20 protein-coding genes are annotated in these 20,387 nt (G+C 39.8%); 15 read left to right on the top strand and 5 right to left on the bottom strand.

All coding sequences use genetic code 11. From position 1 onward, the window contains the following. Window positions 1-8: 8 nt before the first annotated feature. The 13 genes from LCM00_RS21110 to LCM00_RS21050 all read left to right on the top strand — a co-directional run bounded on the left by LCM00_RS21110 (window position 9) and on the right by LCM00_RS21050 (window position 12,952). Entirely contained in the window at window positions 9-899 is an 891-nt protein-coding gene (locus LCM00_RS21110) for a replication-relaxation family protein (protein WP_224905751.1), read from the top strand. A 44-nt stretch (window positions 900-943) separates the two neighbouring features. Further along, window positions 944-1,279, top strand: a complete 336-nt coding sequence (locus LCM00_RS21105; protein WP_224905749.1) for a hypothetical protein — start codon at window positions 944-946, stop codon at window positions 1,277-1,279. 12 nt (window positions 1,280-1,291) lie between these two features. Further along, window positions 1,292-2,269 carry a conjugal transfer protein gene (locus LCM00_RS21100; RefSeq protein ID WP_224905747.1) on the top strand — a complete coding sequence of 326 codons (978 nt, stop codon included), beginning with the start codon at window positions 1,292-1,294 and terminating at the stop codon, window positions 2,267-2,269. Window positions 2,270-2,287: 18 nt separating this feature from the next. Further along, window positions 2,288-2,509, top strand: coding sequence for a hypothetical protein (locus LCM00_RS21095; RefSeq protein WP_224905745.1), 222 nt, complete (start codon window positions 2,288-2,290; stop codon window positions 2,507-2,509). 3 nt (window positions 2,510-2,512) lie between these two features. Beyond that, complete coding sequence (locus LCM00_RS21090) at window positions 2,513-2,944, top strand: conjugal transfer protein (protein WP_094769639.1); 432 nt, start codon at window positions 2,513-2,515, stop codon at window positions 2,942-2,944. Continuing rightward, window positions 2,922-5,483, top strand: a complete 2,562-nt coding sequence (locus LCM00_RS21085) for an ATP-binding protein (protein WP_224905743.1) — start codon at window positions 2,922-2,924, stop codon at window positions 5,481-5,483. Before LCM00_RS21090 ends, LCM00_RS21085 begins: the two co-directional genes overlap by 23 nt. Continuing rightward, on the top strand, window positions 5,480-5,914 hold the full coding sequence (locus tag LCM00_RS21080) for a hypothetical protein (protein WP_224905742.1): 435 nt from the start codon (window positions 5,480-5,482) through the stop codon (window positions 5,912-5,914). The genes LCM00_RS21085 and LCM00_RS21080 overlap by 4 nt, the downstream gene beginning before the upstream one ends. Beyond that, window positions 5,911-8,286: a CD3337/EF1877 family mobilome membrane protein gene (locus LCM00_RS21075; RefSeq protein ID WP_224905740.1), complete on the top strand. Its 2,376-nt coding sequence runs from the start codon at window positions 5,911-5,913 to the stop codon at window positions 8,284-8,286. The genes LCM00_RS21080 and LCM00_RS21075 overlap by 4 nt, the downstream gene beginning before the upstream one ends. 11 nt (window positions 8,287-8,297) lie before the next feature. Then, the gene (locus LCM00_RS21070) at window positions 8,298-8,927 is read left to right on the top strand and encodes a hypothetical protein (RefSeq protein WP_224905738.1); all 630 of its coding nucleotides are present in this window, start codon (window positions 8,298-8,300) and stop codon (window positions 8,925-8,927) included. Beyond that, window positions 8,914-9,393, top strand: coding sequence for a lysozyme family protein (locus tag LCM00_RS21065; protein ID WP_224905845.1), 480 nt, complete (start codon window positions 8,914-8,916; stop codon window positions 9,391-9,393). Before LCM00_RS21070 ends, LCM00_RS21065 begins: the two co-directional genes overlap by 14 nt. A 586-nt stretch (window positions 9,394-9,979) precedes the next feature. Continuing rightward, complete coding sequence (locus tag LCM00_RS21060) at window positions 9,980-11,803, top strand: reverse transcriptase/maturase family protein (protein ID WP_009790657.1); 1,824 nt, start codon at window positions 9,980-9,982, stop codon at window positions 11,801-11,803. After that, complete coding sequence (locus tag LCM00_RS21055) at window positions 11,767-12,636, top strand: C40 family peptidase (RefSeq protein ID WP_224905834.1); 870 nt, start codon at window positions 11,767-11,769, stop codon at window positions 12,634-12,636. The genes LCM00_RS21060 and LCM00_RS21055 overlap by 37 nt, the downstream gene beginning before the upstream one ends. 40 nt (window positions 12,637-12,676) lie before the next feature. Continuing rightward, complete coding sequence (locus LCM00_RS21050; protein WP_224905736.1) at window positions 12,677-12,952, top strand: AbrB/MazE/SpoVT family DNA-binding domain-containing protein; 276 nt, start codon at window positions 12,677-12,679, stop codon at window positions 12,950-12,952. A gap of 58 nt (window positions 12,953-13,010) precedes the next feature. Here LCM00_RS21050 and LCM00_RS21045 read toward each other — a convergent pair whose 3' ends face one another. From LCM00_RS21045 to LCM00_RS21025, 5 genes are all read right to left on the bottom strand, one after another. Continuing rightward, window positions 13,011-13,844, bottom strand: coding sequence for an ATP-dependent DNA ligase (locus tag LCM00_RS21045; RefSeq protein ID WP_224905734.1), 834 nt, complete (start codon window positions 13,842-13,844; stop codon window positions 13,011-13,013). Between the two features lie 482 nt (window positions 13,845-14,326). Further along, window positions 14,327-14,590, bottom strand: a complete 264-nt coding sequence (locus LCM00_RS21040) for a hypothetical protein (protein ID WP_224905732.1) — start codon at window positions 14,588-14,590, stop codon at window positions 14,327-14,329. A gap of 531 nt (window positions 14,591-15,121) precedes the next feature. After that, a complete protein-coding gene (locus LCM00_RS24945) occupies window positions 15,122-15,400 on the bottom strand; it encodes a MerR family transcriptional regulator (RefSeq protein WP_224905833.1) in 279 nt (92 codons plus the stop codon). Between the two features lie 315 nt (window positions 15,401-15,715). Then, a complete protein-coding gene (locus LCM00_RS21030) occupies window positions 15,716-16,450 on the bottom strand; it encodes a MerR family transcriptional regulator (protein ID WP_224905730.1) in 735 nt (244 codons plus the stop codon). Beyond that, window positions 16,443-17,318 (bottom strand): Hsp33 family molecular chaperone HslO, encoded by an 876-nt coding sequence (locus LCM00_RS21025; RefSeq protein ID WP_224905728.1) that lies wholly within the window; start codon window positions 17,316-17,318, stop codon window positions 16,443-16,445. The genes LCM00_RS21030 and LCM00_RS21025 overlap by 8 nt, the downstream gene beginning before the upstream one ends. A 901-nt stretch (window positions 17,319-18,219) precedes the next feature. On the opposite strand from LCM00_RS21025, the gene istA reads away from it, so the two are divergent. Beyond that, entirely contained in the window at window positions 18,220-19,626 is a 1,407-nt protein-coding gene (gene istA, locus LCM00_RS21020; RefSeq protein ID WP_224905831.1) for an IS21 family transposase, read from the top strand. After that, a complete protein-coding gene (istB, locus tag LCM00_RS21015) occupies window positions 19,623-20,366 on the top strand; it encodes an IS21-like element helper ATPase IstB (protein WP_224905726.1) in 744 nt (247 codons plus the stop codon). The genes istA and istB overlap by 4 nt, the downstream gene beginning before the upstream one ends. Window positions 20,367-20,387 lie beyond the last annotated feature (21 nt).

Raw genomic sequence — 20,387 nt, 5'->3', positions numbered from 1 at the left:
GATTACTGATGGTCAAAAGAATTGGAGAAATCGAGGAACAACTATTCGTTTCATTACATGATCTTGTATTTGCAGATGTGGAGTATCTCGAAAAATATATATTTGTTCATGCTGACGGAAAACCATACTCCAGAGCGTGGATATCGCGTCAAATGAAGGCGTTAGAAGGAGAGGGGTATATAAAGTCCTTCCCGGTCGCAAAAGCAACTACAAGAGGGAATGACAGGCTGGTGTATACCCTGGATACCAAAGGGGTCCAAGAGGCGAAAGAGATTTTAGGCGAAGCTGATTGGGATGCGCGCTGGACGCAGCGAACCCCAACCTATGTTTTCCATTCACTCAGGATGTCACATATTCAGGCAGCTTACGCTTCCAGTGAAGATGAATTGTTTACTTTCAAAGAATATTTTTCTGAAAGGAGAGCCTTTCGGAATTATGGTGAAGTTTCGAAGGATAAACAGGGGAAGGATCGCCAGTCTTCAACAACTGTGATTCGTCCGGATGGAGCTTTTGTTTTGGAGCGTACAGTGAATGAACAGAAAGTACAAATTCTATTTTTAGTTGAGCTAGAAAGAAGCCGGCAGCGAATTGATGTGACCATGAATAAGGTACGGCGTTACAACGAGTATGTGAGAAAAGGAACCTTCAAAAATGATGCTATATTCGGGGAAGCTATCAGAATCGTTCGTGTGCTCTTTGTTTCAAACAATGAGACAGAACGAAATCAGTTAATGCTCAATGCGAAAAAAGCTGATTCGAGAGAGTTAGAAAAGATTGGCGGATCACTACTTTTTGCCACGTATGATGATGTTATATCCACTCCGTATGGTACTATTTGGAAATCGTCTAATTCTAGTGATCCAGAGAAACTTTACAGCTTGTATAAACGTATAGAATAGAATAATGTAATTTTTTGTAAATCCATGAAAGGAGGTGATAAAGTTTGGGCTATAAGGTTAAGCGTGGTTCCCCATCATCTGATAGTACCCTTAAAGAAATGTTGCTCTCTTTTGGCAAAAGACTGCTCGGAGTTTTCTTAATATTCGCATTAATCATATTGCTGGGCTATTTCCTGTTTCAATTTGCGTACAATCAGTACCCTCCGTTTGCAGAAGCGGCAGAAGATGTAATAGGGTGGGTGAAATTTTTTTACGCTGAACATGGAATCTGGGCTACTATCGGCTTATTCATCTTTGTTTGCATTGCTGTTTGGGCGCTAGGAGAAGAAGCCAAGAAAAAAGAGCGCAGAAAACAGGCGATGAACGAGATGATGAAGTAAAGGAGGGCAAGCATGAAAAAGCGTGAATATCCGAAAACGGTATTCAGGAAGAAGTTGATAAAAGGTGCTTTTTGGACAGGATTTACGCTCGTGTTGTTCCTTTCGGTTGTTGCCATTGTTCGAGTAGGCAATGCTGGGGCAGGCTCGACTGAGGCAGATACACAGCCAAAAGAAGAAGTAAAGAAAGTTAATCTTGCAGCTGGTGAAGGCGGCCAGACATTCGCCGAAAATTTTGTGGTCCATTATTTTGATTGGGAGAATACGGATAAAGCCAAGCAGAGCAGGGTGGAACGTTTATCGCCATTCCTTGCCAGTGGATTAGATGAACAAGCTGGGTTAGCTTTTGAAGGCATGCAATGGAATAGTAAGCTGGCAAAGTCTCAAATTTGGAAAGTAGAAGAGACAGGTGCAGATTCAGCGCTAGTCACGCTTCGCATTCTGCACGGATTGTCAAAAGTAACACCTCCAGACCCAAAGGCTGTAGAGGCAGCGAAAAAGGAAAAGAAGGAGCCGCCAAAAGCAAAGGAAGAGAAAGCAGGACCATATGAAAAATATTTTGTCGTTCCTGTCAAGACAGATGGCCAATCGTTTGTCGTTAATAAAGTTCCATACTTTATTTCTAAGCCAACAAAGCCCGTGTTAGCTGCTGACATAAACCTTAATGAAGAGGGGGAGGTTAGTGATTCAGAACTTCAGGAGGAAGTAAAAACATTCCTCGACACCTTCTTTAAAGTTTATACAACCGGTACTCCTCAAGAGTTGTCTTATTATGTTAAAGAAAATGATGTTCAATCCATGAATGGCATCATGACTTTTCAAGAAGTGAAAAAATTCATAGTCAAAGAAGGCCAGGATAAGAGCAATTTTGATATTTTTGTGGATGTTGTCTTTGTTGAGAATCAATCGAAAGCCCAAGTTGTCTATCCTTATCATTTAACTGCCACCAAGGAAGAGGATCGCTGGTTAGTAAAAGAGATTGATCACCAATAATCAGGAGGATGATAGAGAATGAATTTCGGAGAAAATATTCAAGAATGGTTTTCTACTCAAATTGGTGCTTTGTTCTTGGTCATTATCGGGGCTGTCGCAATTTATTTTTTGGTGAAAAGGGAGTTTTCTAAGTTTGTAGGATTTGCTGTATTTGCAATGGTTGTAGGGGTTTTCGTGTTCACGCCGGATAGTGTAAAAGATCTTGGGAGTAAGCTCTGGGAAACCGTTTTTGGAGCGTAATCTATGAAGCCTAAAATTCTAAGAACTTACAACAGTGTCTGGAAAGTAGAAAAAGTATTGTATGGGATTCAAGATATCCCTCTGCCGATACCTCTCACGTATCGACAGATAGGATTCTTTGCAGGAGGATTCATTTTAGTTTGGTGCCTAAACCGTATCCCCCCTCTAAGTTTAATTGATTTAGGGTTGATTGAGTACATCTTTTTGCCGGGCTTGTTTTCCTGGTTTTTCACGAAACAATTACTTGATGGTAAAGCGCCGCACCGATTCTTTTTGCGGGTGGCGCAATACCACTTAGATCCGCATTACCGTAATCGCTATAAAGAGATAACCAGCAGCAAAAAGCCTTACAAGTATGCGAGTCCTATAAGTTACCGTGAGTTAAGCTATCACGAAAAGGAAGGTGAAGCTGATGAACATCGAATTTCCGGTTAAATACTTTGAAGACAACCTTGTATTTGCTCAAGATGGATCTTGCTGGGCGTACTATCAGCTTGCTGGATATAATTATGATTTTCTTGCTGATGATGAAAAAGACTATATTTTCACTAAGATAAAAGCCTTCTTTTGGCAAATCAATATGGATACACATATGCTTGTTGTTCCGAATTTTCAATCCATTCAAGAAAAGCATGAGAGATTTAAAAGCAGATTATCTGGACCATTAAAAGAAGCAGCTAAAAAACATACTGATGATGCAGCCATTCAATTAGAACGGCTGCTCGGAAAGGAAGGGACAGAGTACCGTTTCTATATCGGTGTGAAACTCCCAAAACCTGAGAATACAAAGAAAAATTCGTTTCTGAAGGATTTAAAAGAAGCCTGGCAAGAATTTATTGGTGGTGTCAATGCAGCATCTGGACTTGATACGCCAGATATTATAGAAGGTGAGATTGATCGTTACAGAAAAGCAGAGCGCCGAGTGTATAACAAGGTCCATTCTCGCCTTAAAGCCGAGCCGGTTAATGAAGAATCCATTCAGTGGCTGATTAGGCGTAACTTCTACCGAGGGATTGGAAAGGCGCCTCTTATTAAAAATTGGAGCCCGGCATACACTGTCCATCATAAAGAGTTTGAAGATGGAAACATAACGGTACGTCGCCCCTTATATCATGATGTGCTTCGGTTGACAGAAGGGTTTGTTGACGATTCTCCTAAACGCAGTTTGATCTTAAAGCAAATTCATGAAGGTGATGAAAAAGAAGGGCATGTTGCATTTTTGACCATTTCAAATGTTCCTTATGAGATGGAGTTTCCTAATGAGGAATGGATTTATAGTATTCAGAGCCTAGATTTCCCTGTAGAAATCAGCATCCGTACAGAGACCTTAGAGAATCGAAAGGCTTTGTCTGCCGTTCGCAACAAACAAAAGGAGTTAAAGGATCAAGATCGACATGCGCGAGAGACAGGGAATGATACGGGGCTAAATGTTCTTGAGGGGAGACAGGAAGCTCATGAGTTAGAGGCGCACTTACAGAAGTCAAGAATGCCCCTTATTAAAACATCAATTATTCTCTCTGTTTCGGCTCAAGATGAAGATGAACTTAAGCGCCGTTGCGATACGATTAAAGATCATTATCAAGATATGATGTTTCAGGTCGAGCAGCCCTACGGGGATCAGTGGTTGGCCTTCAATGAATTTCTTCCTGGGGCCAAGCGATATGTGAAAGATTACATTCATTATATGGAGCCAGCAGCTGTTTCAGGCGGTATGTTTGGAGCGACTAAACAGCTAGGGGATGGGGAAGGTTTCTTTGTTGGAACAACAGGTATTCTCGATCAACCTGTTTATATTATGCCAAACCGCGCGGCTCAAGGAATTAGAGGAACAAAAACTAATGCGCTTTCAGCTGCATTCTTAGGTTCATTAGGAGGAGGGAAATCATTTAGCTCCAACTTAATTACGTATCTGTCTGTTCTGTCGGGCGGTAAAGCATTAGTAATTGACCCTAAGGGTGAGCGTGGTAACTGGGGGGATGACCTTTATGATTTATCGGGGCATGTTAACATCATTTCCCTATCTACTAAGCTAGAAGATAAAGGGCGTTTGGACCCCTTCTCAATACATGAGGACATTAAAGAATCTATCACACTGGCATTGGATATTCTGACATTCCTTACAGGTGTGCGGTTGGATGATTCTCAAAGATTCCCTAAACTGACACATGCAGTCCGGACAGTTGCAGAAGCTGAAAAGCCTTCTTTGACAAAGGTTATGAACGAGTTGTTAAACAGTGAAGATGAAATAGCGAGACAGCTAGGAGAGCATATTCGGTCATTTAGCGAATTATCGTTTGCACAGCTGCTTTTCGGAGATGGGGACCGCCATTCGGCCATCAGTCTTGAGACAGCATTAAATGTACTGCAGATACAAAACTTAGAGCTTCCTGCGCCAGACACTAACCCGGAGAAGTACAGTCTATCTGAAATGCTGTCCGTGGCCATGATGCTTCCTATTTCATCTTTCGCATTAAAATTCATTTACTCAAACCGCAGCGTTTTCAAGGTTGTGCTGTTGGATGAAGCATGGGCCGTTTTAAATACCAGTCAAGGAAGCCATTTGGCTACACGAATGGTCCGGGCAGGGCGTTCGATGAATGCAGGTATATACTTTGTTACTCAAAATGCGAATGACTTATTGGATGAAAAGATGAAAAACAATATTGGCATGAAATTCGCATTCCGAAGTACAGATCCAAAAGAGATTGAAAATGTTCTTTCCTTATTAAATCTGAAACATACTGAATATAATGCTTCCACGTTAAGGGAGCTTCAAAATGGGCAATGTCTATTCCAGGACATTACGGGCCGTGTTGGGGTCGTATCTGTTAACGCATTATTCACAGACTTGTTCGATGCCTTTGATACACGACCACCATCTGAAAAACAGGAAGAAGAAAAGTTGAGTCATTATGCTGGGCAGATTGCTCTTGAAAAAGAGGACGATGAGACAGAGACGGAGGTGTTTGTATGAGGAAAGCTTGGTTGCCCGTTGTTTTGTCAATCGTCTTTATTGTTGCTGCAGCTTGCAGTAACAATGAAACTAAGGGTAAAGGATCATCTGATATTCCAGTCGAATGGGTTAATGCCCATATCCAAAAAGATCAGGGTAAAATGGTTCAACTGCTTCAAAAAGAGCAAACAGCCTTAGACCCAGAAGACGAACCGGATAATAGTGTAGTAGTTGAGAATTATAGATTAACAGAATGGAAAGCTAATGATGAACGCTATTTCTATGAAATAGTTTACGAGCATCCCGAAGAAAAAAGCACTAAAACGGAAAGAATGGAAATCGTCAAAACAGATAACGGATGGAAAAGAACACAGTATGGAGACGTTTATAATTTTGATGAGTTAGTAGCTGACTTGGAGCCGAAAGTACTCAGGGAGTTGCATGAACAATGAAAAAATTCTTTCGGTTAGTAATAATCACTGCTTTGCTTTTAACCTCAATGCAAATTCTTGTGTCAGCTGATAGCCTACAAGACAACCTTGTTCCTCAAGATCGTGATACAGGTACGATCGGGGAAGTAGAGCTTGATTATAATGAATATCCGCAACATCATTACGAGCTAGACACCTATGTTGATACTTCAGGTGACTGGATGCCATGGAATTGGGCAGACGGAGCTGGAAAACAAATTTATATTGCGTTGATGGAAATTATTAATGCCATTTGGCAGCTAAATGTACTGTTAGCGAATTTTACAATGGTTATTGTACAAGAAGCTTTTGAATTAGACTTTGTGTCAAATGTTGTTGATGAAATAGGCGCAGCTATCCAAAATATAGCAGGGTTCAACTCTAGCGGTTTTATGGCAAATGGACTTTGGCCGTTGCTAGTAACCTTTGTTCTATGTCTAGTGGGAACATGGGCGACTTATGTTGGAATGGTTAAGCGAGAAAGCAGCCGTGCCTGGGGCGGTTTAATATCCGCGTTAATTATCTTCGTTTTTTCTTTAGGTTTCTTCTCAAATGCGGGCAAGTTCTTAGGCGGTCTGAATGAATGGTCGAGTAATCTTCAAAGTGACATTCTAGGCGTATCTGCAAGCATCGTTAATCCAGGAGCTTCCTATACTGCAGAAGAAGGGATTGCTACAATCCGCAATCAAATGTTTGATCTGATGGTTAAAAAACCGTATTTGCTAATGCAATACGGTACTGCTGAGGTTGATGAAGGCAGAGTAAATGACCTATTAGCTGTTGATCCCATTTTAGGAGCTCAAGAAAGACAAGAAAAAGCCGAAGTAGAGGTAAATGAGAAGGATAATGCAATGATGGCTATTGACGGGATCACACAGCGTGCAGCCTTTGTCCCTTTGTTGTTCATCGGAAATAGCATTATCGGGATTTTTCTTTTAATGATTTCAGGCTCCATCATCTTGTTTCAGCTTATTTTCTTGGCACTAGCGCTTTTTGCGCCGGTCCCACTTTTGATGGCCCTTGTGCCGCGTTGGCAACAGACTGCCGTAGATTGGGCAATGAAATTACTTCATGCGCAGTTGATGAAAATAGCCATTGCCTTACTTCTCACTATCTTGTTTGGGATTTCCGCCATTCTTTATCGTGCGACAGAATCGTCAGATTTAGGTTACTTAGGGATGATGATTCTTCAAATTATATGTTTTGTAGGTATTTGGGCAAAGCGAAAAGATCTGTTTAGTATGGTATCCACGGCTGCAAATAATGTTCAAAGTAGCACTGGCCAGACCCTTCAAAGCTATAAGCAAAAATATAGTCAGGCCCGGAACACAATGCGTCAAATTGATGGGAAAAATGGACGGGTACACAATCGACCGTTGTTAAATCGAAATAAAGGGTCTAAAACCCGAGGGAATACGGGGCTTGCGAATCGCCAAGGTCAGCAAGGTCAAATCAAGGAGAATTTAGCTTCAGCTGCAGGAGCAGCTGTGCTGATGGATCGGGGAGGTTCAGAATTTCAGGAAGGACAAGAAGGATATAAGAATCAACTGCATAATCGCGCAAATATAGAAAATGCCACTAACAGCAATAATCTTATGGAACGGCAAAACGGTTCGGGTACTCCGGAAAGTCAAAGGGAATCAGGTAATACCAATGTGACGAACATTGATGATTTACGCCGACGCCGTTTAGGGACCGATAACGTATCAAATGCTCCTTTGGTCGATCGTCAGTCATTAAGGGATGCACAACGTGAATCAGCAGCATCTACGGAGCGTCCAAACTTCCAGGATGCCGACCTTGTTGAACGTCAGCAGTCTGACCGTAATGTTAATCTATTAAATCAGCACTCTCACCAAGATAAATTAAATCAGCGACAAGAAAATCAGCTTACAGAGCGCAGGGGATTCGAGAATACAACGGAACAAAGAACCTCGCAAGATACCATTAACCGCAATGTCGCCAATAACCAAAATTCAGAGAGAAATGTACAGGAAACAGTGAACAGAAACCAGGCATCCAATGAAAATTTGGAAAGAACAATTCAGGAGACAGTAAACAGAAATCGAGCATCGAATGAAAGTTCAGAAAGAAATATCCAGGAAACCGTGAATAGAAGTCACTCTTCAAATGAAAATAACAGCAGGACCACCAATGAAGTTACAGAAAGAAATAATAGAGTGACAGAAAACAATGTTACTCAAAGAAATGAAGAAACCACTCGTCAGAACCGCGAGGAGGTAGTTAATCGGATAATAGAGAATGCCAGGCAAAATGATAGGCCGATAACCCGTTGGGAGGCTGAGCAACAGATTAATGCTAATCGGAATAGGGAGAATCGAAACGAGGAATAAGGAGGAATCTTATGTTTGGTTGGGATATTCACAACAGTAAATCAGATCGGATCAAACTGTTTTGCTTCATCCTTGCAGTGTTTCTTGTTATCGGTTTTACCGCAACTTTTATATTCCGCAGCTTAGGTACAGAAGAAGCCGGAGCAGAGAAAAGTGAATCTCGAGGTAGCGTGGAATCGGCAAAGAACGTCGATTCCGTCACTTCAAGTAAAACTGTAGATACGACCGCGATGGATAAGAATGAGTATGATCAAAATGAAAATTTTTCCCAAGAGGAATTGGCCAAGACGCAAGAAGTCGGAGTTGCTTTTGTAAAAGCATTCCATGCCTATAATGCAGATGATCCGATGAAATATTTAGAAGATGCAAAGCCTTATATGACGGAAGCTTTATATAAAAAAATGAAAACAAATATGAGAAGGGAGCCTTTAGACCGGTCCTATTTAACAGTCACTGAAACAAAGGTTACGCCTGTTGTTAATTCCAGCAGTTCAGTTGTGCGCTGGAACGTCATTGTAAAGGGAAGCGCAGAAGCAACGGATGGCACAAGTACAAATATAGAAGATTGGTATTTGCTTGGTGTCCGTCAGGTCAATGGAGAATGGAAAGTAGAGGATGTGAGAGTGAATGTCCCAAACTAATGATCCAAATGACAACTATGAAACTGACGGGAGTTCTGCCTTTAAAAATGCTGCAAGTGCTGCAGGGAAGGCAGCTGCAAAACAAGCTGGAAAAAAAGTTGCTAAGAAGGCGGCGCAGAAAGTTGGTACAGCAGCAACTTTAAAATTAGGTTGGCCAGTCATATTAGGGGGAGCCGCCGTTTTGGTCCTAGTGGCGGGTATAATCCTAGCAATGGTACTTATCGTTGCTTCAAGTGGGGAAGAATCGAAGCCTGAAGGCGGGGGATTTTGGGGTGGAGATATTTCTGAAATTGGTTTGAATGAAATCCCGGCTATATTCATTCCTATCTATATGGCTGCTCAAGAAAAATATGGTGTTCCGTGGAATCTCCTTGCAGCCCATCATCGTGTAGAGACCCGATTTTCAACCATTCAGCCTATGATATCGCCAGTAGGTGCAACTGGTCATATGCAGGTGCGACCATAAGGTCACATAAGAAATTTCCACTAGCAAGGAACAGGTTAGACCACAACGACCTGTCGTCACCCAGCTTATCCGTGAGGGAAACCAAATATCGGGGAGTGTAGCATGCTGGGAAAGCCATAAGTTACCGAAATACCACGATACGACTGAATGGCAAGACGAAAAAAATTGTAAACGAGGATGAAAGCTAAACTGCCTGAATGACAGTCCGAGGGGATTAATGGCCCATCTATAGCGGAAGGTATTTATAAACGCTATACAGCCAAAGGGTACGAAATAATTGTAGGTTCGTTTCCGATTACGCAACTGATTAATTGCATGTCAGTTGTGAAGTGGTCTAAGGCTGACCGTCTTCAATAAGAAGAAAAGGGCGAACGTCACATCCGACATTACAATGCGCTTGTTCTTATGTGTGCTAAATGGTGATTACCTAAGTTGGAACGCCCTACAGGGCTATGTACAAAGGTACTGAATATCCAATATGGTAACGGAGCTCTCGTAGTAGTCCGAGACAGGGAAAGCCTGTCACATGGCGAAGGAGAGCAGTTTATCTTGTCTTACACAACATTGGAAAGGAGCGTGAGGCTCTATGAGAAGTCCCAATACGGTGTTAGACAATCTGGCGAAACAGACTACTCGTGATGATTATAAAATCCGCAGACTGTATAGAAACTTATACAACGCTGAATTTTACCTTATTGCTTACTCGAAGGTGTACAGCAAAGAAGGCAATATGACCAAAGGTGTCGATGAAATCACCATTGATGGAATGAGTCTAAAACGCATTGAAAACCTAATAGAAAGCCTGAAGGATTACAGCTATCAGCCGAAACCGTCAAGAAGGGTGTATATTCCCAAGAAAAACGGCGGAAAGCGCCCATTAGGTATCCCATCATTTGAAGATAAGTTATTACAGGAAGTCGTCAGAATGATACTGGAAAGTATCTATGAGCCAAATTTTTCTGATCGCTCACACGGTTTTCGTCCGGCAAGAAGCTGTCACACAGCCCTTACACAAGTAAAAGAACGTTTTACAGGGGCAAAATGGTTTATTGAGGGAGATATTAAAGGTTTTTTCGACAATATTGACCACCATACACTCATTGCCATCTTGAAAAGAAAGATTGAGGATGAAGCCTTTATAAACCTCATCTGGAAATTTCTCAAGGCAGGCTATATGGAGGAATGGCAATACCATAAAACATACAGTGGAACACCACAGGGCGGAATCATCAGTCCTATACTTTCAAACATCTATTTGAACGAGCTTGACCGGTTTATCGAAAAGTACAAAGCGGGTTTCGATAAAGGAAAAGCCAGAAAAAGATTACGTGAATACAGAACCCGTGAAATGCGGCTCTCACGTGCTAAAAAGAAGTACGGAGAAAAATGGACTGAATTGGACGAGGAAGAAAAAGAAACGGCACGACTTCATGTGAAATCACTTAAAAATCATATGATGGAGTTACCCTATAAAGATCCGATGGACGATGGCTACAAACGGCTGCAATACACAAGATACGCAGACGACTTTCTTATAGGAGTCATTGGCAGTAAAGAGGATTGCCAGATCATAAAACGTGACTTGACAAATTTTCTTGAGAACGAATTAAAAATTGAACTATCTCAAGAAAAAACGTTGATTACACATTCAAAGGACCGAGCACGTTTTCTCGGGTATGATGTGAAAATCAGTCATGATAATAAAACGGCAAAACATACAGCCAGTGGTCACAAACAGCGTACCCGAACAATGAGCTGTGAACTGCTTATGCCTCACGAAGTTTGGAGAAATAAGCTGATCGAGTACAGAGCATTGAAAATCGACCCAAAAACAAAACAATGGAAATCGACACATCGTTCCCACCTTATTCAAAATGATGATTTAGAAATTTTGACGGTCTACAACGCAGAGATTAGAGGTTTGTATAACTATTACCAATTGGCGAACAATGTTTACAAATTGGATAGCTTTAAACACATTATGGAGTACAGCATGTATAAAACATTCGCCAATAAATACAAATCCAGCGTAAAAAAGATCATCAGCAAATTTAGTATAAATGGTCATTTTGGAGTGCGATACGATACAATCAGCGGAAAAAGAGTTTCGTACTTCTACAAAGACGGGTTCAAGAAGAACAACCAAGTCTATAAGTCAAATAACATTGACTCTATTCCTGCGGAAAGAAACATCATTTATAACAGTACGAGTTTAGTCAAACGACTTTTAGCAGAAAAATGTGAATGGTGTGGTGCCGAAAATGTGCCCCTAGAAATCCATCATGTAAGAAAGCTAAAAGACCTGAAAGGCAAGAAAAGGTGGGAGAAGCGAATGATTGAAAGAAATCGCAAAACCATGGCTCTGTGCGTAAAATGCCACCTGGACCTGCACAACGGGAAGCTGGATTGATAAATGGAGAGCCGTATACGTCGAGAGGTGTACGTACGGTTCGGGGAGGAGTACTTGGAAACCTGTCATGGAAACATGAAGAAGGCGCCGGGTGCTTACTCTACTTTATGCCTTGCACATGGGTTGGCTGGGGCCATCCTTCTTGTGGTGGATTAGGAAGAGGAAATATACCTCAGTCTGAATTAACCAACCCTTCTGTAATTGCGAAGTATGGGGGCTATGGTGTTGACGGTGACGGAGACGGAAAAGCAGATCCCAATGATCTAGAAGATGCTATATTTGCCGCAGCAAAATATTTAGCTGCAAACGGTGCAGCCGAAGGGCGTATTCGGGAAGCAGTCTTTGCTTATAATCATGCAGATTGGTATGTAGAAGAAGTGTTGGGCTTTGCCGATTCTTATGTAAAGGGATATATTGCAATTGGTGGTACAGAAGGGCTTAGTGGTGTAGAAGTCGCGGACGTTGGCCGTAAGTGGATAGGAAACTCAGTATATGTCTTTGGTGGGGGAAGGAATCAAAATGACATATTAAGAGGACGCTTTGATTGTTCTAGCTTCGTCCATTGGGCGTTTACTCAAGTAGGTGTCAACTTAGGTCCGTTATCTTCCACCAGCACTGAAACTTTAAAACATCTAGGGAAACCTGTTTCTCCGAATGAAATGAAGCCTGGTGACCTAGTATTCTTTGATACTTATAAAACGGATGGACATGTTGGTATTTATGTCGGTAATGGGAAGTTTATAGGGGCTCAAGATTCTACAGGAGTGGCAATTGCTGATATGACAAATGATTATTGGAAGAATACTTTTAATGGTCGTGTTAGACGTATTTGAAGTACTGGGAAGATAAAATAAGAGCGAGGATGGTTGAAGTATGAAAAGTACAGGTGTTGTTAGGAGAACGGATGACCTTGGCCGGATTGTGATTCCAAAAGAGCTTCGTAGAGCCTTGGATATAAAGGAAAGGGATCCTGTTGAGATTTTTGTTGAAGATGATCTGATCATTCTACAGAAATTTAAAGATGAAATGGCTTGTGCCATAACAGGAAAAGTCACCGACAAAAATAAACGATTTGGAAACATTGTATTAAGCCCCGATGGAATCGAAGAATTGATGAAAGAGCTAAAAAAAGAGGTTGTGCATTCTTAGTAACAAGACCGCTTTAAGGCGGTTCTTTTTTCTTGAGAAAAATAAAAAGCGCCCTGAATTAACAGGGGCTCTTGGCTATCCATTGTTCAAATGAAGGGATGCGCAAATATCCTTTTTTGGTTAGATTACGGTATTTAACGATACCTTTTAATTTAGGGTCTAGATATATAAAATCTTCAGTTTCTGTACGGACATATCTCCGGTATTCCTCATACAACCTCTTCCGATCTGCTGGCTTCATAAACTCCATTATGCCGGCTGGCGAACCATCTTCAAAAGATAGCAGCACACCAAATTTATTCTTTCTTAGGCCTGTGACCCATATGTTCGTGTATTGATAGTTGATCACTTTGAGCCATTGATCGGAACGAGTTCCAGGGCTATATATGGAATCCATCTTTTTTAGAACAATGCCCTCAAGCTCTTGTTCTTTGATCAAGTCAAAATATTGTTGGCCGTGCCCTTCTAAATGCTGTACATAAACGATTTTATCGTCCGTTGGGAGGATGCCCTCCAACAATGCTTTTCGTTCATATAAAGGCTTAAGCATCGTGTTTTCGCCCTTGTAGTATAGGAGGTCGAAAACACAGTATTGAATTGGATGGCCAGACTTTGAGGACATAAAGCGTTCCATCATTGCTTCAAAGTCTGGTTTTCCATCCTGATCCGTTACAATGATTTCACCGTCCAGCATTGTTCCGTCCGGAATATCTATTGTAATTAATTCTTTGAATTTTGCTGTCACTTCGTTTTTGTGACGAGTATATAATTTTACCTTTCCATCAAATTTAGAAAGGGTTAGTCTTATGCCATCGAGCTTAAGTTCTGTTAGGAAATTAGAATCGGAAAAGGCTGCATTTGATTTGTGTAGCAGCATAGGAGAAATATACAAATGGATCACCCCAACTTATTGTAGCCCTCTCCATACATGTTGTAATTAGTGAGGTTTTGGCATGAGAGGGATAAAGTGAGATATCTTAAGGGGAGACTTTGGAAATATTTATTTGTTTATTAGCCATTTTGTCTAAGAAAGAGTAACCTTGTTTGTTAATAATAAATAATTTCTTAGAGTTTTTCATTAATATTGTATAAAAGTTGTTTTCGTTGTTTATCTTAATAAAAAGGTATTATGTGTTTAAAAAATGGCGCAAAAGGATATTTAAGGTATTGTTAATTTTAGTTCTAATTAATAATTAAATTTTAATTGTTAATTTTATTTTTACTCCTATATACTATACTTTTCGTTGTTTTTTAATGTTTATTGTTGAATTTAGCTAATATATTGTGATATCATCGTACTAGTTAGTAACTAACCTGAATAAAATTTAAAAAAGTATTCCCGAACCGTGCGACCGGTTCAGGAATAGACTATATTTATAAGTGTTTTTGTAGCGCCTTTTCAACGGCCTTGTCCAGTTTGTTTTGGTGCCATTTGTCTACTGTAACAAATAGGAAGTACAAGAGGTATATTGCTACCAACAATATAACCACTTGTGTACCCCAATAGCCGAAGAAAATGTTAGTCAATAATGATGCTGGCATGTCCCAAGTGTACTCTGTGCCATATACATCTATGAAATGCCAGACGGTGTTTGCTACGGCTGTAGTGAATATGAAATTAAAAACTTTCTTCTTCATTTAAGCTTCCTCCCTTCCACCATTTTTGCTGAAGGGACATAAACTTTAGGTACTGCATTTTAACATCAGCTTCCTTTCATTATTTTTTGGCTTCGAACCGTCAATTCTAAGCCAGATCTATGGAAACAGGGATTTACGTACCCTGGAGGACGGCAGCAAGAAAAAAGCCTTAAGGCTTATTTTTTTTACCTTTGGCTCCTAGTCGAAAAAAAAGAACGTATTTTTTGCCTATCGTCTCAAAATATACCAAATTTATTTTGCTAGGTCAATAGCTTGAGGGTTTTTTTTGAAATTTATTCTATTATTATCTTATAGTTCCTTACGTACCATTATATTCATCAGGACATTAGTTTATGTCTCTAAAATTTAAGTAACTAGTATAGACCGTACTTTAGATTTATAACAATAATGTGGAGAATTAAAGCAATAAAAAATCACCCCTTAATTAAGAGGTGATTTTCCTTATTTATTGGATTTTCTATTTAACCTTAGTTCTAGATTGAGCTAACACAGATCCAGCCAAGCTTTTTGCTATTTTGCTTGAGCTCTTATTTTGAAGCACTTTTGAAGCTTTTGAGGCAAGCTTTGGACTAGATGTTTTAATGAAGGTTGTCGATCTATTAAATCTTTAAGTTTATAACCTGTTATTTTTGCAGCGAGGATTTGCACAATTTTTTCTAAATCGGACTTGAATAAAACCAATTGACCATTGTCATTCTTATTAGCTTTCAACAAATTTAAATTAGAATAGTATCGTATAGAGCGTTCAGTAAGTCCAGTTATTTTATAAACTTCCCCAGTTGTAAGCAGCGTAATTCACCTCCACATTACAAGGTTAAGGTATTACGCAACGTTAATGTCAAATAAAAAATGGGCTTAGCCTTTAGCATAAATAAAAAACCGAATTCGTTTTTTATAAAATCAAAAGATTTCGGTTCATTATTGATGAATTATCTAATTTAGGGGTTCAATAAGAAAAATGCGGATTTACAACATTAAGAAAATTTCAGTATGAAAAAGTCGAATCCTTTACGTTCAGGAATCAACTTTTTTAGAATTATTTATTAAACCACATCCTCCTTAGTTTTATAAGAAGTAGAGAAACACTACCTTTTAAAAGTGTTTTTATGAGTCTAATAAAGCATCTTGGATATACTTATATAAAGAAGGCTCAACGCCAACCCTTGAAGCAATATCTGGGTTTTCGGCGTAATAACGTTCTGCGTTTTTTTGAAATTCAATATTATTAGGAGAAATTGAATAAATTATCTGTTGCCACCTTCTTGCTAAACTCTGAACTTCAGAATTAGAAACGGACGCTCCACTTTCTTTTTTTATTCTCAATTTATTTAAAATAAGAGTAAACTCTTTTTCTTTATTTCGAAGTGTCTTTTCATCAATAGAATGATAATGATTTCTCATCATGTCTATTTGATTCTGACTAAAATAATTGGACTGGCTTACTTTCATGAGTTCAAATAGTGCTGTTAAGTTCTGTAATGAAACAAAGTCTTTATTAGAGTTAGTAAATTCATCATGTACACTCTCTAATTGCTTTAAGAGTTGTTGTTGGATTTCAATATCTGATTTTATGCTCTCAATTTGGTTACCAAGAGTATTTAGTATAGTTGAATTATTATCCTTTTCTTTTAAACCTTTAATATCATCCAAAGAAAACCCCATTTGTTTTAAAGAAAGTATTTCAACCAGCCTTTGTATATCTTCATGAGAGTATCTGCGGTGTCCTGATTTTGTATATTCGGAAGGGCTTAATAGTTTAATTTGGTCATAATATCTTAAAGTCCTAATAGATAATCCTGTGATTTCAGCAATTTCTCCAACCTTCCAGTACTTATCCATTAGACTCCTCCAAATAGGGCTTAATTTCTTCCGTATTGAATATGTAGTTTCTACCGCAAATTTGACATGTTGATATTATTGGTGTGCCAGACTGAACATACTCTTTTAATTCTAACTTATCTATTGAATGCAATAAGCCGAAAAACATATCTTTTGAACACCCACAGAAAAATTGAGTAGCGCTATGACCGATGATCTCTGCTTCCCCAAAATATTGATTCAGTGTGTTAATAATTTCTTCTTCTGTTGAAAGGCTAAGATTTTCTAAAATAGGCTGCAAACATTTAAAATTCTCTTCGACAAGCTCCAAAAGATTCTTAGAGGATTGTGGGAGTAGTTGTGCATATATACCGTAACTATATTTAATTTCATTATTTTCTCTCAAGTTAATATTAGTTTTAATCAAAGTATCAGTTTGGTCGCTTTGCTTAAAGTAGTAAGAAAAGTCTTTGTCTATATCCTGATATGGCATACTTGTTATCCCTGTAAATTGGTTCATATTCACGCCTTTTATCATTCTTATTGATCCTTTTAGTCCAATAAGCTCTTTAACTGTTGAGTATTTGTCTTGGTCTTGTGAAAGCAAAAATTCATTTGCATAACCCTTTATGTTGCCATAAGCATCAGTATCGGCGTGAATTTTACTTTTGGGATTGCTCAAGGTGAGAGTAACACTTAAACGTTGTTCCCCTTTTAGTGTTGCAGATAGTAAACTTATGACAGACAGTGAATTAGCTACAGCCATTTTAATCACTTTACTTGAATTAGCATTAATGTTAAGTATTTCATTTATTAATTCACTATTGTTAATGAGGTAAAGACGTACTTGTTTGTTGAAGATCAGGGTTTTTATTATTTGATTTTTCATTCCAAATCATTCCTTACGTAAGTTATTATTTCTTAAGTATAAATCATTACGTAACGTAAGGTTCAAGGGTTTTTTTATTATTATTCATGTCTTAATGATCCTGTCTTTAATTCAATCTAACAAAGTCTAGTTTCGTATGTTGATTTATAAAACATGAAAAGAAATAGGTAGATAAATGGCTGCAATGTCCTCATCTATTGATACAAAGTTACATTCCGATAAAAATAACTTTCAAAGCATCTCATAAGATTTGCATCAAAAGTCTTAAAATTGTAAATCCGCAGTTCCCTGACTCTATCCAATAAAACCAAATTCTCTTAGCGTAGGAAACCTCGGGTTTCTTCATGTAGAAATTTGCTTAGCGTATGTTTTCCGCGTTTTGCTACCGGGACCCCTAATTCGAATTTTGCTATTGATCCTTGCTTTGCTAATTCCTCTTTGCATATTGACCCCTCCCTTCATAAAGTTTTTTCCGAGTGGTGAATTCCTCCTTTCGAGATAATTCTAATTATATCAATCTATTTATCATTATATCAACATGTTGTGATGAGAGACTTTTCGACACCACTATATATTGTGTAGAAGTGGCGATTACTTCTTTGGTATAACTCCAAAATTATTAAAATTTTATCAAAAACGGGCGTTATTGATTAGGAGCTGCAAGGGTCAGGGGGAATGTAAACGCTAAAATAAAAGTTGACCACTTTAGCGGTTTTCGCTAACTAAAAAGTTGACCACCCTTAACACCCATCCCTTATCATTAGTTTGTCGAGAACTGTATGATTTGGGAGGAAAAAGGATGTTAAAGATGGCTAATATTGAGCTTATCAGAAAACTGCATTTTAAAGAAGGGCGTTCAATCCGGCAATTAGCAAAAGATCTTAATTTATCTAGGTAGACAATTAGAAAAGCACTGCAACAAACGGAAATTCCAAAGTATCAACGAAACCAGCCAGTGGTTAATCCTGTGATTGATCCGGTCAAACCACTCATCCTCCGTTGGTTGGAAGAGGATGAACATGCCCCTAGAAAACAGCGCCACAGTGCTGCGCAGATCCACAGGCGCTTGGTAGATGAATACGGCTTTAAGGGTGGAGAATCTACTATCCGCCGATTCGTACGCCAGTATAAGCAGCAACATAATCCCCCTGCGTCCTCCATTCCGTTGGAATTTGATCCCGGAGAGTTTGCCCAGTTTGATTGGGGCGAAGTCTTCATCCTTTTGAACGGGATTGAAATGAAAGTAATGCTTTTCTGTATGAGGCTTTTGTTCAGCCGGAAAATCTTTATTAAAGTCTTTCGCCATCAAAGGCAAGAAGCTTTGTTTCAAGGCCATGCCGATGCATTTGATTATTTTGGAGGTGTCCCGAAGACAATAGTGTACGACAATATGAAGACAGCTGTTAAGAAGGTCCTTGAGGGAACAAAGCGTGAAGAACAGGAGGCGTTCACTCAATTCCGTTCTCACTATCTGTTTGACTCCCAGTACTGTGCTCCTGCCAAGGGAAATGAAAAAGGCCAGGTGGAGAAATTGGTCCAAACAGCCAGGTCTCAGTTCTTGGTCCCTGTCCCGCAAGTGGGCAGCCTGGAGGAACTAAATCAATACCTTAAGGAAAAATGCGATCAATACGACAATTCCTCTGTGCCAAGGACAAAAGAAAAAGTGGGGGAGCGTTTTGTTCAGGAGAAAGAAGCACTATTGCCAATCCTAGGGACCCACCGTTGCGCAAGGAAAATAAAAGCAACGATCAACAGCCTATCCCTTGTGAACTTTGACACAAATTATTACTCCGTACCGACAAGGTACTCGGGAAGGAAAGACGCAGAGGTATTGGCATATGTAGAGAGAGTTGAAATTTGGCTGGATGATGTCTGTGTTGCCAATCATGAGCGTTCCTACGACCATTCCGAAGAAATTTTTGAGGTGGACCATTATCTTGATGAACTGGAGAGAAAGCCGAGGTCAATACAACATGCACGGCCTCTGCGAAAGGCTGATCTGCCCGTCAGCTATCAGGAATTCTACAATCGGACACTTTCAAAATATGGACATGGGAAAGAGTTTATCAAATTACTTAAACTCCATCGGGAGTTTTCAAAAGAAGCGATTGGCCTGGCGGTGGAAAACTGTCTTCACGAACAATTATATACAGCAGAACATGCGAGGCATTTCATTTATTTACTTACTCAGCCGGAAATGGGAAGGCCGGCCCCCATCGATTATCAAAACGGGCCAGTTGTTTCGGTAAAACCGCCCGTTTTCAGTTCGTATGATGGACTATTACAGAAAGGGAGATACATGCATTGAACTCACATCGATATCAAATGGACGAGTATCTAAAAAGGCTCCGCCTCCCGACTGTTCGTGCGCAGCTTGATGCATACCTTCGGGAAGCGACTGAGCAGCAGATTACGTATGAAGAATTCCTCTACCACCTCTTATCAATTGAGGTCGCTGAGAGGGAAGCGAAAAAAATAGAATCTGCCCGGAATAAAGCACAATTTCCGGTTCATAAGGACCTCCTCTCTTTCCGATTTGAGGAGGCTCCCCATGTCCCTAAAAGACGTATACTGGATATATTCCAAGGAGATTACATTAGACAGAGGAGAAATATTTTATTCATCGGAAATTCAGGTACCGGGAAAACACATTTATCCATTGCCTTGGGCCAGGAAGCTATTAATCAGGGGCATAAAGTGAAGTACTACACAGGTGCCCGACTAGCCAATGAGTTGATGGAAGCCCAGGATGAGAAAAAACTTCTCCAGCTGGAAAAGCAATGGCTGACTGCAGATGTTGTGATTATTGATGAACTGGGCTATATCCCCTATCACCAACGTGCAGCAGAGTTAATGTTTCAATTCTTTTCTGCTCGATATGAGAGGGGAAGCATGATCATCACCAGCAACCGAGAGTTCGGAAGGTGGACCGAAGTATTTCACGATGAACAGATGACCGCCGCCTTGTTGGATCGAGTTACCCACAAGGCCCATATCATCCCTATGAATGGAGAAAGCTATCGTCTCAAAGAGACGTACTCGAAATAACAAGAGGGTGGTCAACTTTTA

The sequence above is a fragment of the Bacillus infantis genome (genome assembly GCF_020171945.1).
Taxonomy (GTDB): domain Bacteria; phylum Bacillota; class Bacilli; order Bacillales; family Cytobacillaceae; genus Bacillus_AB; species Bacillus_AB infantis_A.
This window is presented reverse-complemented; position numbering and strand designations above follow the sequence as displayed.

Bases quoted from the DNA above. Each gene is read 5' to 3' on its own strand.
- LCM00_RS21095 (WP_224905745.1), top strand. From the start codon at position 2,288: ATGAATTTCGGAGAAAATATTCAAGAATGGTTTTCTACTCAAATTGGT.
- LCM00_RS21085 (WP_224905743.1), top strand. From the start codon at position 2,922: ATGAACATCGAATTTCCGGTTAAATACTTTGAAGACAACCTTGTATTT.
- LCM00_RS21060 (WP_009790657.1), top strand. From the start codon at position 9,980: ATGAGAAGTCCCAATACGGTGTTAGACAATCTGGCGAAACAGACTACT.
- LCM00_RS21050 (WP_224905736.1), top strand. From the start codon at position 12,677: ATGAAAAGTACAGGTGTTGTTAGGAGAACGGATGACCTTGGCCGGATT.
- LCM00_RS21065 (WP_224905845.1), top strand. From the start codon at position 8,914: ATGTCCCAAACTAATGATCCAAATGACAACTATGAAACTGACGGGAGT.
- LCM00_RS21030 (WP_224905730.1), bottom strand. From the start codon at position 16,450: ATGGATAAGTACTGGAAGGTTGGAGAAATTGCTGAAATCACAGGATTA.
- LCM00_RS21025 (WP_224905728.1), bottom strand. From the start codon at position 17,318: ATGAAAAATCAAATAATAAAAACCCTGATCTTCAACAAACAAGTACGT.
- LCM00_RS21055 (WP_224905834.1), top strand. From the start codon at position 11,767: ATGCCACCTGGACCTGCACAACGGGAAGCTGGATTGATAAATGGAGAG.
- LCM00_RS21075 (WP_224905740.1), top strand. From the start codon at position 5,911: ATGAAAAAATTCTTTCGGTTAGTAATAATCACTGCTTTGCTTTTAACC.
- LCM00_RS21100 (WP_224905747.1), top strand. From the start codon at position 1,292: ATGAAAAAGCGTGAATATCCGAAAACGGTATTCAGGAAGAAGTTGATA.
- LCM00_RS21070 (WP_224905738.1), top strand. From the start codon at position 8,298: ATGTTTGGTTGGGATATTCACAACAGTAAATCAGATCGGATCAAACTG.
- LCM00_RS21040 (WP_224905732.1), bottom strand. From the start codon at position 14,590: ATGAAGAAGAAAGTTTTTAATTTCATATTCACTACAGCCGTAGCAAAC.
- LCM00_RS21090 (WP_094769639.1), top strand. From the start codon at position 2,513: ATGAAGCCTAAAATTCTAAGAACTTACAACAGTGTCTGGAAAGTAGAA.
- LCM00_RS21110 (WP_224905751.1), top strand. From the start codon at position 9: ATGGTCAAAAGAATTGGAGAAATCGAGGAACAACTATTCGTTTCATTA.
- LCM00_RS21080 (WP_224905742.1), top strand. From the start codon at position 5,480: ATGAGGAAAGCTTGGTTGCCCGTTGTTTTGTCAATCGTCTTTATTGTT.